13 protein-coding genes are annotated in these 14,461 nt (G+C 42.0%); 4 read left to right on the top strand and 9 right to left on the bottom strand.

The genetic code is table 11. The annotated features are described in order from the left end of the window. Window positions 1-14: 14 nt before the first annotated feature. Window positions 15-1,220 carry a trigger factor gene (tig, locus tag G610_RS0108015; protein WP_026524384.1) on the bottom strand — a complete coding sequence of 402 codons (1,206 nt, stop codon included), beginning with the start codon at window positions 1,218-1,220 and terminating at the stop codon, window positions 15-17. 155 nt (window positions 1,221-1,375) lie between these two features. On the opposite strand from tig, the gene G610_RS0108010 reads away from it, so the two are divergent. The 3 genes from G610_RS0108010 to G610_RS0108000 all read left to right on the top strand — a co-directional run bounded on the left by G610_RS0108010 (window position 1,376) and on the right by G610_RS0108000 (window position 3,526). Then, the gene (locus G610_RS0108010; protein ID WP_026524383.1) at window positions 1,376-1,846 is read left to right on the top strand and encodes a hypothetical protein; all 471 of its coding nucleotides are present in this window, start codon (window positions 1,376-1,378) and stop codon (window positions 1,844-1,846) included. Between the two features lie 382 nt (window positions 1,847-2,228). Beyond that, complete coding sequence (gene ispE / locus G610_RS0108005; RefSeq protein ID WP_035792343.1) at window positions 2,229-3,089, top strand: 4-(cytidine 5'-diphospho)-2-C-methyl-D-erythritol kinase; 861 nt, start codon at window positions 2,229-2,231, stop codon at window positions 3,087-3,089. Between the two features lie 11 nt (window positions 3,090-3,100). Next, window positions 3,101-3,526: a DUF1934 domain-containing protein gene (locus G610_RS0108000; RefSeq protein ID WP_026524381.1), complete on the top strand. Its 426-nt coding sequence runs from the start codon at window positions 3,101-3,103 to the stop codon at window positions 3,524-3,526. Between the two features lie 22 nt (window positions 3,527-3,548). On the opposite strand, the gene G610_RS0107995 is transcribed toward G610_RS0108000, so the two are convergent. The 3 genes from G610_RS0107995 to G610_RS0107985 all read right to left on the bottom strand — a co-directional run bounded on the left by G610_RS0107995 (window position 3,549) and on the right by G610_RS0107985 (window position 6,752). Next, complete coding sequence (locus tag G610_RS0107995) at window positions 3,549-4,454, bottom strand: dihydroorotate dehydrogenase (protein ID WP_026524380.1); 906 nt, start codon at window positions 4,452-4,454, stop codon at window positions 3,549-3,551. 117 nt (window positions 4,455-4,571) lie between these two features. Then, complete coding sequence (locus G610_RS0107990; RefSeq protein WP_026524379.1) at window positions 4,572-5,369, bottom strand: dihydroorotate dehydrogenase electron transfer subunit; 798 nt, start codon at window positions 5,367-5,369, stop codon at window positions 4,572-4,574. 30 nt (window positions 5,370-5,399) lie between these two features. Then, a complete protein-coding gene (locus G610_RS0107985) occupies window positions 5,400-6,752 on the bottom strand; it encodes a dihydroorotase (protein ID WP_026524378.1) in 1,353 nt (450 codons plus the stop codon). Between the two features lie 150 nt (window positions 6,753-6,902). Here G610_RS0107985 and G610_RS0107980 point away from each other — a divergent pair, with 150 nt between their 5' ends. Next, complete coding sequence (locus G610_RS0107980) at window positions 6,903-7,574, top strand: lysophospholipid acyltransferase family protein (RefSeq protein WP_330368107.1); 672 nt, start codon at window positions 6,903-6,905, stop codon at window positions 7,572-7,574. 19 nt (window positions 7,575-7,593) lie between these two features. Here G610_RS0107980 and G610_RS0107975 read toward each other — a convergent pair whose 3' ends face one another. The 5 genes from G610_RS0107975 to G610_RS0107955 all read right to left on the bottom strand — a co-directional run bounded on the left by G610_RS0107975 (window position 7,594) and on the right by G610_RS0107955 (window position 14,456). After that, window positions 7,594-8,802 carry a D-alanine--D-alanine ligase family protein gene (locus G610_RS0107975; RefSeq protein ID WP_026524376.1) on the bottom strand — a complete coding sequence of 403 codons (1,209 nt, stop codon included), beginning with the start codon at window positions 8,800-8,802 and terminating at the stop codon, window positions 7,594-7,596. Between the two features lie 70 nt (window positions 8,803-8,872). Next, entirely contained in the window at window positions 8,873-10,510 is a 1,638-nt protein-coding gene (locus G610_RS0107970) for a DUF6020 family protein (RefSeq protein WP_026524375.1), read from the bottom strand. Between the two features lie 17 nt (window positions 10,511-10,527). Then, window positions 10,528-12,111 (bottom strand): UDP-N-acetylmuramoyl-tripeptide--D-alanyl-D-alanine ligase, encoded by a 1,584-nt coding sequence (locus G610_RS0107965; RefSeq protein WP_026524374.1) that lies wholly within the window; start codon window positions 12,109-12,111, stop codon window positions 10,528-10,530. 12 nt (window positions 12,112-12,123) lie between these two features. Beyond that, on the bottom strand, window positions 12,124-12,912 hold the full coding sequence (locus tag G610_RS0107960; RefSeq protein WP_026524373.1) for an alpha/beta fold hydrolase: 789 nt from the start codon (window positions 12,910-12,912) through the stop codon (window positions 12,124-12,126). Window positions 12,913-12,917: 5 nt separating this feature from the next. Further along, on the bottom strand, window positions 12,918-14,456 hold the full coding sequence (locus G610_RS0107955) for a glycoside hydrolase family 9 protein (protein ID WP_026524372.1): 1,539 nt from the start codon (window positions 14,454-14,456) through the stop codon (window positions 12,918-12,920). Window positions 14,457-14,461: the final 5 nt, after the last annotated feature.

Below are 14,461 nucleotides of genomic sequence, written 5' to 3'. Positions count from 1 at the left end.
TAGTTGTTCAAAAATTATTCTCCATCCTCAGAAGCATCTGATGCTTCCTCAGTGTTCTCCTCTGCTGCAGTCTCTTCTGTTGCCTCTGCATCATCAGAAGGCTCAACTACATTTGCATTTGCAGCAAGGAACTCAATAACCTTCTTGCTAAGAAGGCTCTCTCTGATATTCTCTACATCAACAGTCTCTTTGTATGCATCAAGACTGTCTACCTTATCAGAATCAGCAGCGCTGGCATTTGCTGTTTCCATATCGGATGTAAGCTTCTCATTAAGCTCATCCTCTGTAACCTCAATGCCTTCCTGTGCTGCTATAGCACCAAGCATGATGTACTGCTTTGCAAGCTTAAGTGCCTGCTCTGCTTTATAATCCTCAGCCTCTCCTGAATATCCTTCCTGTGACATAAGCACCTGAAGTACTGAATCAGCTGTCATTGACTGTCCGTAGCTAGCAGAATAGTACTGAGCTACCTGCTCCATCTGATCTGCGTAAAGACCTGCAAATCTGTCAAGCATAGCCTGAGGCGGATTCTCAAACATGCATCCGTTTGTAGCTGCCTCAAGTGCCTCATTCTGAACAGATGTATCATAGGATGTCTGCTTATCCTCCATGAGTTTTCCTTTTATGTAATTGCTAAGCTCATCAACTGTAGATACGCCTTCGATTCCAAGAGTTGCTACATAAGCATCGTCAAAATCGGGCTTAATGAGAATCTTGTTAACTGTTACTGTAAAAATAACATCCTTGCCTGCAAGGTCTGCATTGCTGTATGAATCAGGGAACTTAAGGTTAAGATCCAGGGTCTGACCAAGCTCTGCTCCGATAAGACCATCTTCAAAGCCATCGATAAATGTGTGAGAACCGATGGTAAGATTATATCCCTGAGCTGTACCGCCATCAAATGCCTCTCCTGAATCAGCATATTTGCCGGCGTAATCAATATTAACTGTATCTCCTGTCTGAACAGCTCTGTCAGTTACTTCTACTGTAGCTGCCATTGAATTCTGTACGTACTGGATATAGCTAGCAACCTCATCATCAGTAACTTCAGGTGAAGCAACCTCAACTGTAAGATTCTTGTAATCTCCAAGTGTTACATACTTGGATACATCTGTGTCTTTTAAATATGCTGCGTTAGTATCATTACCTGCTTTTGAACATCCTGTAAGAGATGAAACGGTAAGAAGTGCCGCAAGCATCGCTACTGCCATCTTTTTCATAAAAAAATACTCCTCTATTACTTCCTATAAAAATAAACTTTTTTAATACTATCACAGAATTGACTATGATTAAAGTATTTTGTTGCCTGCCCGCTAAAAGAATGATAGAATACAATTTGCTAGTTAAATCAGTTTGTAGTAATTGGAGGTTAGTTTTGAGTACCGCAGCTATAGTAATGATAGTCATTTTAGTTATTTTGATCATAGCTCTTGTAGCCCTTACAATCCTTGGCAAGAGAGCACAGAAGCGTCAGGAAGAACAGCAGGCTCAGATGGAAGCTGTAAAGCAGAGTATTTCCATGCTGATCATCGACAAAAAGAGAATGCGAATCAACGAAGCAGGACTTCCTGCAGCCGTTATGGAGAACACTCCCAAGCTTCTTCGTCGTTCCAAGCTTCCGATCCTTAAGGTTAAGGTTGGTCCCCAGATCATGAATCTCGTATGTGATGAGAAGATTTTTGACTCTGTTCCTGTTAAAAAGGAAGTTAAGGCAGAAGTAAGCGGAATCTATGTACTTTCTGTTAAGGGTATTCGTGGAAGCAACGCTGCTCCCGAAGAAAAGAAGGGCTTCTGGAAGAATCTCGTTGCTAAGGCAAAGGAGAAGGCAGGAGCAAAGCCTTTATAATTTAGTTATGAAGCTGCTGCGAAGGAAATCCTTCGCAGCTTTTTTATGTTCTGCGTTTAGGGATCTGGATGCTGAATCCTTTCGTGCCCTACGCAAATTCATTGTGTAAATCAGCATTTTTTATTATATTAATGATATAGGTGTCAAAAGTCAAAAATGCGTACATGCTTGCATGTTAAGCATTTTTACTTTATGACCCGAACAAATATGAGGAATTAGCAATTTACGCAGTAAATTAGCGGTTTCCGAATATTTGTAGAATTGCGAGAGTTTCGAAGAAACGGAGCAATTCGTATATCATATGGTGTCAAAATTTACTTTTGACACCTACATCATATTAATAGTAAGTGTTTTACTTATTCTTATCCGGAAGGGAAATTCAATGATAACAAGAAAAGCATACGCAAAAATAAACTTAGGGCTGGATGTCCTGGGAAGACGAGATGATGGCTACCATATTGTAAAGATGATCATGCAGAGCATTGACCTGCATGACGAACTGTCCTTTGAAAATCGCGATGACGGACAGATTATCATCATGACAGCTAACCCCAGAATCCCCACAGATAAAACCAATCTTATTTGGAAGGTTGCTGCTCAGCTAAAAGAAAAATATGGCATAGAGAAGGGTGTTACCGTAAGCCTTAAAAAGCACATTCCCATGGCTGCAGGTCTTGCAGGCGGAAGTACCGACGGAGCAGCTACTTACCATGCGCTTAACGAGCTTTGGAATCTTGGTCTTAGCCAGGAAGAATTATGCCAGCTGGCAACTCCTCTTGGTGCAGATATTCCTTACTGCATCTGCGGTGGTACAGCACTCTCAGAGGGAATCGGTGAAAAGCTGACATTCCTTAGAGATATGCCTTCCTGCCACATAGTTATTGCTAAGCCTTCTATCGATGTCTCAACTGCATGGGCTTATACAACCCTTGATTCCAAGCCCATCGAGAACCATCCTGATATAGACGGTATGATGGAAGCTATCGAAAAGCGCGACCTTGCAGGCATCACAGACAGACTTGGTAATGTTTTAGAGCCAGTAACCGCTTCAAAATACACTGTAATCGAAGATATCAGACAGATTCTTCTTGCTAATGGTGCCATGGGAGCCAGAATGAGCGGAAGCGGCCCTACAGTATTTGGAATCTTTGAAAATAAGAATCTTGTCTACGCTGAGCATGCAGTAAATGAGCTTAGAAGCAGAGGAATTGCACCGGAACTGTACATCACAAAGCCTGTATAAAGGTAATGCCTATGAATGGAATAATTAAGATAATCGGCGCACACGATCACGGCGATGGAAAGCCTGAAATAGTAAAAACTGAATGTACCGCTTCCTGCATCACCGACGGAAACAGTACCCTGATTCAGTACTATGATCCTGCCGATGATGACAAGCTGCATATAAGGAATCATCACACCCTTATTATCGGTAACGGTAAGATCACCATGTCCCAGACAGGCTCTGTGAACTCTGAGCTGCACTTTGGTCTTGGCGAGACCTGCGAGACCGACTATCAGACACAGTACGGCATCATGAAGCTCACAGCCATCACAAGACACCTGATGATTGAAGAAACACCTAAAAAAATCTCCGTCCACCTCCAGTATGAACTAAAGGCTGACGGAGAAAAAATCTCTGACTCAAAAGTGAGAGTGTCCTTCACTTTTACAGAATAATACGAATTCATTTTATCGGAGCTTATTCTACAGCTCCGATAATTTCATTAATATTCTCAATTCCCTGCCCTGACATATAGCGCTCTATTCCCTCAATAACCTCTATTGTTGCATAAGGGTTATGGAAGTTCATTGCGCCAACAGCAACTCCTGTTGCTCCTGCAAGCATGAATTCTATTGCATCCTCAGCTGTTGCGATTCCGCCCATACCAATAACCGGTATCTTTACTGCATGCGATGCCTCGTATACCATACGAACCGCTACAGGCTTAATTGCAGGACCTGAAAGACCACCTGTCTTATTGGCAATTGCAAAGGTCTTTTTGTAAATATCAATCTTCATTCCGGTAATCGTATTAATAAGAGAGATTGCATCGCTGCCTGCTGCCTCTGCTGCTCTTGCCATCTCTGCAATGCTTGTAACATTGGGGCTAAGCTTCATTATGATGGGCTGTTTAGCGTGCTTTTTTATCTCCTTTGTAATCTCGAAAAGTGCATCGGGATTCTGTCCGAAAGCAATACCACCCTCCTTTACATTGGGGCATGAAACATTGATCTCAAGCATGTGAACGCTGTCCTGATCAGCAAGTCTTTCTACCACGTCCACGTAGTCCTGAGTACTTTTTCCGCAAACATTAACGATAACCTTTGTATCAAAGTCCTTAAGAAAAGGAAGGTCTCTTTCAATCATCACATCCACTCCGGGATTCTGAAGACCGATTGCATTAAGCATTCCTCCGTAAACCTCTGCAACTCTCGGTGTGGGGTTTCCCGGCCACGGCACATTGGCAACACCCTTGGTCACAACAGCCCCAAGTCTGTTAAGATCAACAAATTCCGCATATTCCATTCCGGATCCGAATGTACCGGAAGCTGTCATTACAGGATTCTTAAAGGTTACTCCCGCTATATTAACTGATGTATTCATATATTCTCACCACCTCTAAAACGATTTTTTTATCTAACTAAGTCCGTTCGGATACGTGGACCGTAATCGCCCAAAGGACGTGCGATAACGGTCCCCAGCTCTCCAAGTAACTGATTATCAAAGCTCAAGATCATCTGCATCAAAAACAGGACCATCGGTACAGATGCGGGCGTTCTTAACATGTGAATGATCGTCCACCTCTTTGGTCTTGCATATACATCCAAGACATGCACCTACGCCGCAGGCCATACGCTCCTCAAGGCTTATATATGCCTTCGCACCGATTTCTTTTGCATAAGCAGCCACGCCGCGAAGCATGGGCATAGGGCCGCAGGCATAAATGACATCAGCTTCTACACCATTTTCTTTGCAGGCATCAATTACATTTCCTTTGGTACCGATACTTCCATCCTCTGTAGCAATCAGAAGCTTTCCATAATTCTCAAATTCATCTGTAAGAAAAGTATCAGCATTCCTATATCCCATAACCATGGTTACAGACTCTGGTTTTGAAGCAGCATTCTCTGAAAGCTCCTTTGCAAGGCCAAGAAGCGGCGGAACTCCAATGCCTCCACCGATTATAACTACTCTTTTTCCTGCTGCCTTATCAAGAGGAAAACCGTTACCTAAAACTCCAAGGATATCAGTATTATCCCCCTCCTGATACAGAGCAAATTCCGCAGTGCCGCTGCCGGCTATCCTGTACACAATACGCAGTTCCTTATTCTCTCTGTCATATCCGCAGATACTGATGGGCCTTGGAAGAAGTGTGGACTTATTTTGGGGATACACACCGATAAACTGCCCCGGTTTTGCATCCTCTGCAAGACTTGTTCTAAGCCTTAAATCCATGATTCCTTCCGCAAGGAGCCTTTGCGAAATAACCTCTGCTCCGATTTTCTTCTTTTTAGACATAGTTTTCTCTCCTACTTTATGTTTATATCATCATGCTGAAAATACTACTTTGCCGCTGCATATCGTATAGTGAATTTTGCCGGGAACCTCTTCACCAATAAAAGGTGTGTTGCAGGCTTTTGATGCAAATTTTGTTCCAACTGTATAGGTCTCGTTTTCTCCAAAAATAACAAAGTCCGCGGGACCGCCCTCAAAGCACCTTCCAACAGGAAGCTCGTCATAGACATTTTCACCTGCGCTCTCATCTCTTATGAGGGTTCTGATTCTGTAAACCTCCGCAGGCTGACAGGTCATTCTCGAAATAAGTGTCATAAGATTCATATATCCCTTCTGTACCAGCTCTCTTATGCCAAGTCCAAGGGAGGTTTCAAGTCCTATTATGCCGCTGGGGGCTTTGGTTAATTCTGCTGCCTTCTCCGTCGCTGTATGAGGAGCATGATCCGTTGCAATAGTCTCTATTGTACCGTCTGCGATTCCTTTAATTATTGCTATCCTGTCCTCTTCTTTTCTAAGGGGCGGATTCATCTTAGCCATGGTGCCATGTTTAAGTACCGCACTGTCTGTAAGGGTGAAGTGATGAGGCGTAGCTTCTGCGTGTATGCGAGGGTTTGTTTTTCTTGCTTCTCTTATAAGCTCGACGGCTTCTTTTGTACTAATGTGCTGGACAGTTATCTCTGCTCCTGTTTTTCCAGCGATTTCAATGTCGCGCTTAACCATGGATATTTCTGCATCCCTTGGCGATCCCTTGATACCAAGACTCTCTGCTATATCACCTGCATTTATTCCATTGTCTGTTATATATGAAGGATCCTCTTCATGAAGACTCAGCACCCTGCCAAGCCTTGCCGCTTCCATGCAGGCTTTTTCCATGACATCCGGATCAGTTATGGGCTTTCCGTCATCTGTAAAAAGAACGATTCCTTCCCTCAAAAGACCTTCCATATCTGTAAGCTCTGACCCTGCCATATCCTTTGTAATATTGGCACAGGTAAAAACTCTTATTCCTGTGGATTCGCCTTTTTCAAGAGCATACCTGATGGTCTCAGGATTATCCATATGGGGATTCGTATTGCCCATCATGACTACTGATGTAAAGCCGCCTGCCTTTGCTGCATCTGCTCCTGTCAAAATATCTTCCTTATCTGTAAAACCGGGATCTCTGAAATGAACATGAGCATCCACAAGACCTGGCGCAACAACAAGACCTGCAGCGTCTATCTCTTCAAGATTCTCACTTTTCACGGATGCTGCTTCAACAGCCAAATCATGTAAGGTTCCGCAAAAACCAATCTTTACGATTCTCTCTCCGTCTACAAGAATATCCCTGAAATCATTTGTTCCGGACCAGGGATCTATCAGTCTACCGTTTTTTATAAGCAGCATTTATCAGTATCCTTTCTTTGTGTTATACTAACGTGGTATAGCTGAAATATCAGCATATATATAATACATAATTGGAGTGAATAAGTAAGTATGTTAAGGCTAATTTTTGTAGGTTTATTTTTATTTGTATTTTTTATTTTAAGCCTGGTAATGCAGTTAATTCTCTGGATTGTCGGTAAGTTCAATCCCATGGCTCAAAAGACCATGTCTCTTGCCATTGTAAGCAGAGCTTTTAAAATCGTAGCATTCCTCTCAGGAGTTAAGCTTACTGTGATCGGCGAAGAGAACGTACCAAAGGATATTCCGGTTCTCTATGTTGGTAATCACCGAAGCTACTTCGACATCGTTCTTAGCTATGCAAGAGTACCCAGAATCACAGGTTATATTGCTAAGAAAGAAATCAAAAAGGTTCCGATCCTGTCAACCTGGATGGTCTTCATGGACTGCCTCTTCCTTGACAGAGATGATATCAGACAGGGCCTGCAGGTCATCCTGACAGCCATCGATAATGTAAAAAAAGGCATTTCAATGACCATCTATCCTGAAGGAACAAGAAACGCTTCAGATGAAATGCTCCCCTTCCACAAAGGAAGCTTTAAAATTGCTCAGAAAACCGGTTGTCCCATTGTACCGATGACCATCAACAACTCAAATGCGATATTCGAAGATCACGCGCCTTTCATCAAGAAAGCTCATGTAATCCTTGAGTACGGAAAGCCGATCTACATGGATCAGTTAGAGCCCGAGGATAAAAAGAATATCGAAACCTATTGCTACAACATAATTAAAGAAACTTATGAAAAAAACAAGGTGGATGAGTAATCATTCACCTTGTTTTATATTACAATTTCGCTGTTTTCGCGCCGCCAAGGTTAACACCTTCAAGCACGTTTGTTTCAAACGAGAATACGATCTTGTTATTCTCTCTGTCCTGCTTAATTGCGATATCGATCATATCGTCAAGAAGCTGGGTATATTTCTTTCCAAGAGGCTCCCACAGATAAAATGAAAGTGATCCGGGAATAGTATTGATCTCGTTAAGATAAATCTTACCTGTTTCCTCATCAAGCATGAAATCAATTCTGGATACACCGCTGCAGCCAAGACACTTAAACGCATCTACAGCCATTTTACGGATCTCGCTTCTCTGCTCATCTGTGATTTCTGCAGGAATTTTTCTCTTAAGAGATGCCATTCCCTTGGAACCGCCGGTCTTTGCACCGCCTTTAGCGCCGCCCTTTGAGCCGCCGCCAATATACTTATCCTCAAATGAAAGAATCTCATCTGAGTTAATAGGCTCTTCGCACTCAGAAGCCTCTGCATTCTCATAATCACCGAGAACTGAACAGTTAATCTCCTTAAGCTTCACAATTGCGGGCTCAACAAGAATCTTTTTGGAGAACTCAAAAGCAAGCTCAAGGGCTTCCTTAAGCTCCTGTGTATTACCAGCCTTGGAGATACCGATACTTGATCCAAGGTTGATGGGCTTAACGATAACAGGATATTTGAAAGCATCCTCAATCTTCTTAACCAGTGCCTCAGCATCCTCGTAATCAACCCATGTATAGCACTTGCAGTCAAGAACAGAAATACCATTGTCCTTAAGAACTGTCTTCATTACATATTTATTCATGCCAACTGCTGATGAAAGCACGTCGCATCCAACTACTGGAAGACCAAGAGTCTGAAGGTATCCTGTAAGCACTCCGTCTTCCACGTTAGTTCCGTGAACAATAGGGAATGCGATATCAACAGAATTAATAACATTATTACCGAATTTCTTCATAGGATAACGAACAAGATTTACCTTATTACCATCCTTGATGAATACTACTCTTGTGCTCTTTTTAAGAAGCTCAGGAATATGTGTATATTCCTTGATCTTATCTATGTCTTCACCAATATAAAAATCATTATCCTTGGTTATATAAACCGGGATAACCTCATACTTATCTCTGTTAATATATCCGATAGCCTGGATAGCAGAGATAATAGAAATCTCATGCTCTGTACTTTTACCACCAAATAAAACTGCTAATTTAAGTTTCAAAAAAACACTTCCTTTCAAAAATTAACTAGGGTTCCCTAAAAGTATAGCCTCATCAGAAAAAATTTCAACCTCATTTATTTTTTGCAGGCATAAGCATGCACAAACAAACAGGTGACGAAAATATAAGAGGCAGCGCATATCTGCTGTAATTAACAGGACTTACTATCAGCATCAGAATAAAAATGAAAATAGGTACAAGAATTCCATTTACCGGTTTTCTTTCTCCGTCATTTTTATGCCATCTCTTTATGACATTATAATAGAGCAGATACGCAGGAATCCAAAAGCTGTAAAGCACCACCTGAAAAAGTATGCTTATGCCCGGCATATCTCTCAGTTCATAGTACCAGTCATCCAGTCCCATCCATAGTTTAGAAGGATTTACCTGTTTTACATTTTCAAAAATCCCCTCTGACATTGGTATTTTGTCAAAAATCTGTACGGAGGATACCGGAGCAAAAAAGTTACCGCAAATAGGAAGTATTGCCCTTAAGTATATTATTGGATGCTGTATGCCCTTCTTTATCCAGAACTTATAATAGGCCTTCATGTCTTCCTTTGTCGCATGAATATTAAAGGTGGCTTTTACAGGGTCAGTTGCATCAAAGGCATAATCGCTTTTTATTTTTTCATAGTCCAAAACCCTGCCGATGATCTGCTTATCGCCATCTGTAAGCTCATCCTCCCTATCTCTTACAAGTCTTGCGGTCTGCTGGAAGCAGGTCCCAAGCATCTCCTGCTTTCCGCCGGGATAGATATTAGCTGCGGGATAAATGACCTTAGGAACTATAATGAACCAAACAACAATGCACAGACATATGTTCATAAGAAAAACCATTCTGTTCTTTTTTCTGAAAACCAGATGCAAAAGGCTTGATAAAACCACCACATAAGCCCCGGTATTCTGGGTAAAGCACATAAGAAGAGAAGATGTGATCATGAAAATAATACCTTTTTTGGAGGATACCTCTCCGCCTTCAAGATATTTGTAATAGCCATACAAAAGAATCAAAAACAGAAGACTATGCACGGTATTTTTCAGCATACAGATTGTGTAATAAGAAATGAAGGGTGAAAATATAAAGAACAGCCTTACTACCTTTACCACAAATTGTTTAACTGCATCCTTTGCGTTATTTTCAAGATCTGTAAGAATTCCTGAAAAAACAAAGCAGGCTACAAGGGACTGTAAAAGGCAATAGATAAAAAGTCCTTTTCCCGGATCTCCAAGTATGACGCCGAGTTTAATAAATGCAGCAAACAAAAACGCTATAACCACAGGATGATGCGCATTCATAAAGGCATTGATCGTCTCCTGTCCCTCCACAAAGCCAAAGGGCACAGGGGATACACCATCAAAAACATCCCTCACCTGATTGATAGTGTCGTAATTTAATACTCCGGGAGCAAGAATAAGAAGATAAGGAAGATGGGCGCACCACATAAGAAGCGCAGACATAACCACCTTTTTCCCGGCCGGCTTTTGAATGGGTCTCGGCTTATATTTTGAGCCAAGATATTTTAAAGTAATAGTAGATGCAAAGAACAATAAGAAAAATGCCGCAAAACACAGCATATCCTTGACAAGCACATAGCCTGTCAAAAAGAAATGGTCTTCTACGGCATTAACATTTAATACGGTTATCAAAGACATACAAAACGAAAAGCATAAATCCATGAAGTCTATTTTTTTTTCACCCCTTAGCATCTCCCCAACCTCTTTTCTCAAGTGTAATTATCCGGAAGATCATTCTCCAAAAGAATGACCTTCTGCCTCCCCGCATCGATCTCATACATAAGATCGGTGGCTTCCTTTAGTGTCTCCTTTGAAAATAGTCTGTCCTCCGAAAATCCTGCTTCCAGAGCACCTTCCTTTATAGGTCTTGTGTGATCTATACCCACCAGGATGATATAATCCGCTGCCTTTGCAGCCTGTCTTCCAAACTCGCGATTATACTCTGCTTCCTTATCACCAAGCTCCACCATGCCCGGAGTTACAAGGATTCTGGTATAATCCTCAAATTTTGAAAGTGTATTAAGTGCCATTTTAGCACCCATCGGATTTGAATTATACGCATCGTCGATTATTGATACATTACCGTGCTTAATGAGCTCCTGTCTGTGAGGTGCAGGTGTTATCCTTCGAACTCCCATCTTAAGCTTGGAGAAGGGAATTCCCAAGGTATGCGCCATGGCTATAGCACCAACCACATTGGTTACATTGTGTTCACCAAGAAGCTTCATGCTAAATTCGGCGCTGTCCCCATTTGGCGCTGTAACTGTAAACGTAGCACCATCAGCACTGTATTTAACATCTGTAGCTCTGTAATCGCAGCCCTCCGACACACCATAGGTAATGACATTTTCATGCCTCATATTGGCAGTTATGATCTCATTATCACCATTTGCAAATTTCAGACCCTTGCTGCTCTTTTCCTGAACCGCATCAAAAAGCTCGTACTTGGTATCTATGATGTTCTCGATGGAATGGAAGGTCTCAAGGTGCTGAGGTCCGATGGAAGTCAGTATTCCATCATCAGGATGAACAATATCTGTTATTTCCTTTATGTCATGTACGTGCCTTGCTCCCATCTCACATATAAAAATCTCATGCATGGGAGTAAGGTTTTCTCTGATAGTTCTTACAACACCCATGGGAGTATTGAAGCTCTCAGGTGTCATAAGTACTCTAAATCCCTCAGAAAGCAGCGTCCACAGATAATACTTTACGCTGGTCTTACCATAGCTTCCTGTGATACCTATGATCCTAAGACCAGGATGCTCAGCAAGAATCCTCTGTGCATCATGGATGAACCAGTCATTTACTTTTTTCTCAATGGGCTTATTTATAAGATTGCAAAGAGCAATTACCAGAGGAAGAAGTCCCATGTAAACTGCGATGATGCAGTAAGCTGCCGCTCTGTTTCCAACCTTATAAAGTATGGCTGCTGCCACCACAAAAATAAGGAAAACAACCGCATATGTTACAAAAAGTCTCTGAACTCTCTTAGTTACCACAAATTTCTTTTTAGCCGGCTTTGGAAGATACTGAAGGATCATGAAGACAAGAAATGCCAGTGAAAGAATTCTAAGGACGTTCCCTGCCTTTGCATCAGCTATTCCTGCAAGGATAGTCACCACCAAAAATCCCACATGCAGACCATATCTTTGCGGTTTGGATCTAAGGAATCTGAAATATCCCTGAAACTGATAGGAAGAAAGCTGCAACATGTGGGAGTAATATCTAAGTCCCAGTACGGTTACAGCTATATATGCGATAGTAAATACTACAAAAATAAATGTATCCATTCTATTTTCCTTTTAAAAATCCACATTTAAAAAGCTTCCGAGTATCTTGTTGAAAAGGTACTGATTATCAAGGAAGGAATAATGTCCTGCCCCCTGAATAACTGCAAGTCCTGCTTCCGGCATAAGTTTTTCCATCTGCTGTCCGTCTGATAAAGGTGTCGCCGTATCCTGGTCGCCCCAGATAAGAAGAACAGGCATTTTTAGTGAAGGCATGTACTCCTGCAGATCCTCATTAACAACCTTTACAAGACTCGCTCTCATAACAGGCGATGCTGCAGCATAATCCGCAGAGCCAAATTTTTTCTGCAGGCTCTCAAGGGTGTTAGGGAAAGCCTTGGCAATGCCGGTATTAACAAGAATGCTCTTATAAAATTTATAACGCTTAGTCTTACTGCTCTGTTTTCCTGAAGGAATAGGCTTAATTCCTGCGCTGTCCGTAAGAATTACCTTTGGAATCTTAAAGCCAAGCTCATCCTCTGACTTTGTTCCGATCATTTTGATAATTACTCTTCCGCCCATTGAATGTCCAAGGAAAATCACTTCCTTCTCATCAGGGTAGAGCTTTTTTACAAAAGCAATTACAAAATCCACAAAATCTGCTACTTCCCAAGGCTCAGATGGCTCATCACTTTTTCCAAAGCCCGGCATATCCATTCCCACTACGTGGTATTTCTTAGCGGCAAATTTGATAACGCCGTCAAAAAGATCCACATTGGAGCCCCAGCCATGAAGCATCACAAGGAGTGGTCCCTGTCCCTCATCGCGATAATTTATTTTTAATCCGTTTATTTCAGTGTTCATAAATCTTATTCCTTAATAACACTAAGCATGAATATGAATTTTGCATTGAGAAGCGGCTGATTCATAATACCCATACCTGCATCTGTATCAAGGTAAGTCCTCTCGGTGTCATCAGTTATGTAGTTAACTGCTTCCGGGTTCCTGCCCATAAGGTAATGAGCATGATTCTCAATGATAGTCGTATATTCATAATTATATATGATATGGTCCGTAATTGTTATGGTTCTCATATCATCCAAAAGTGTGGCATGATCCTCGTCTGAAACCAGATACGCACTGTTCTTTGACGCACTCGCTATTGCCGATGCCTTTTTCATAAGGAGCTTCATTATCCTGTCGCACACATCCACATTCACCTTCTGGCTTGTAGATATGTAGGTCACTCCTCCAAGGAACACTTCCTCATCCTCTTTGAAAAGGCTGTCAAAATCATTTCTTTCAAAATAGGAGGTCAAAACCTGCTCGTAGCTTGATGAGCCTGTAGCTCTGTAAAGCTGCGCTGCAGCATGAAAACCTGCTGTGTTTTCTTTAATGTTCTCATTACCTGCAAATACGCTGTATGCTTTGTCGGCGCATTTAAGGCAGGCTGTTGCAAAATCAGAGTCAAAGCTCTGATACTGGTAACTAAAATCTGCAAGAAGTGTGGCAAAGCAGATGGTGGCTTCCATGGTGATAGGTGTAACCTCCACTTCTGCCTGCATAAGATCCTTACTCTCATCTCTTACGGTAAGCGCAGAACCATAGACACCGCCTGTCCTTTCATCCTGCATCTTCATAAGCCACTCTATCTCATATCTTATCTCATCGAGAAGATCCGGTACACCATTTCCGCTCTCGGGAATACCGGTATCATCCGTAATAGCCTTAGGATTCATCTCATAAGCAAGAAGCAAATTCTGTGCGATCTTACAGCCCTGAACCACATCCCTGTCAGCCTGGGAATTAAGGTGCCATCCACCTGTAACATCAATAGCCCTTGACGGATCCTCCTGCAAATGAGCCTCTGCCGTATGGCAGGCAAGATGGGCATCACTGCCTGCAAACTCCTCCGAAAGATTTGATCCGCATCTGTTCATGTAATAGGTCTTACATGCACTGTTAAAAATTTCATCATACAGATCGTTCTGAATTCTGAAGCTAAAGGAGCTTCCGATTATATCGGTGTAAATATAATAATTACCGTCAGTTATAAGATCAGAAAAATATCCAACCTTGATATTTTCATCTCCTGAACTGCCTACGCTCCGCATTTGACCGGTATACTCGAGATCATTGGTATCAAGATTGTAGACATAGAAAACATCAGGGAGTTCCTCACCCTTAAATACTACAGCCTTCTCCGCCCCAGTCCTGTATCCGTTCTGATCAACAAGCGCACCTGGAATCTCCGGTGGAACATCATAAACAATATTTGGAGCAGGTGTGCTTTGAATGTCAACCTGCTCTGTCTTTACTACATTTTCAATTACAGGTGCTTTCTGCCCGCATCCGCAGACAGAAGCCCCCATCATTAGCGCCATGAAAAGCGCAATCTGTTTCTTCATACTAT

Source organism: Butyrivibrio sp. MB2005, from assembly GCF_000424285.1.
GTDB lineage: Bacteria > Bacillota > Clostridia > Lachnospirales > Lachnospiraceae > Butyrivibrio.
The sequence above is the reverse complement of the archived record's forward strand: the minus strand, read 5'-3'. Positions and strand labels throughout refer to the sequence as shown.

Excerpts from the sequence above, each read along its gene's own strand:
- G610_RS0107960 (WP_026524373.1), bottom strand. The coding sequence starts at position 12,912 with ATGAACACTGAAATAAACGGATTAAAAATAAATTATCGCGATGAGGGA.
- G610_RS0107955 (WP_026524372.1), bottom strand. The coding sequence starts at position 14,456 with ATGAAGAAACAGATTGCGCTTTTCATGGCGCTAATGATGGGGGCTTCT.
- ispE (WP_035792343.1), top strand. The coding sequence starts at position 2,229 with ATGATAACAAGAAAAGCATACGCAAAAATAAACTTAGGGCTGGATGTC.
- G610_RS0107970 (WP_026524375.1), bottom strand. The coding sequence starts at position 10,510 with ATGCTAAGGGGTGAAAAAAAAATAGACTTCATGGATTTATGCTTTTCG.
- G610_RS0107985 (WP_026524378.1), bottom strand. The coding sequence starts at position 6,752 with ATGCTGCTTATAAAAAACGGTAGACTGATAGATCCCTGGTCCGGAACA.
- G610_RS0108000 (WP_026524381.1), top strand. The coding sequence starts at position 3,101 with ATGAATGGAATAATTAAGATAATCGGCGCACACGATCACGGCGATGGA.
- tig (WP_026524384.1), bottom strand. The coding sequence starts at position 1,220 with ATGAAAAAGATGGCAGTAGCGATGCTTGCGGCACTTCTTACCGTTTCA.
- G610_RS0107980 (WP_330368107.1), top strand. The coding sequence starts at position 6,903 with ATGCAGTTAATTCTCTGGATTGTCGGTAAGTTCAATCCCATGGCTCAA.
- G610_RS0107995 (WP_026524380.1), bottom strand. The coding sequence starts at position 4,454 with ATGAATACATCAGTTAATATAGCGGGAGTAACCTTTAAGAATCCTGTA.
- G610_RS0107965 (WP_026524374.1), bottom strand. The coding sequence starts at position 12,111 with ATGGATACATTTATTTTTGTAGTATTTACTATCGCATATATAGCTGTA.
- G610_RS0107990 (WP_026524379.1), bottom strand. The coding sequence starts at position 5,369 with ATGTCTAAAAAGAAGAAAATCGGAGCAGAGGTTATTTCGCAAAGGCTC.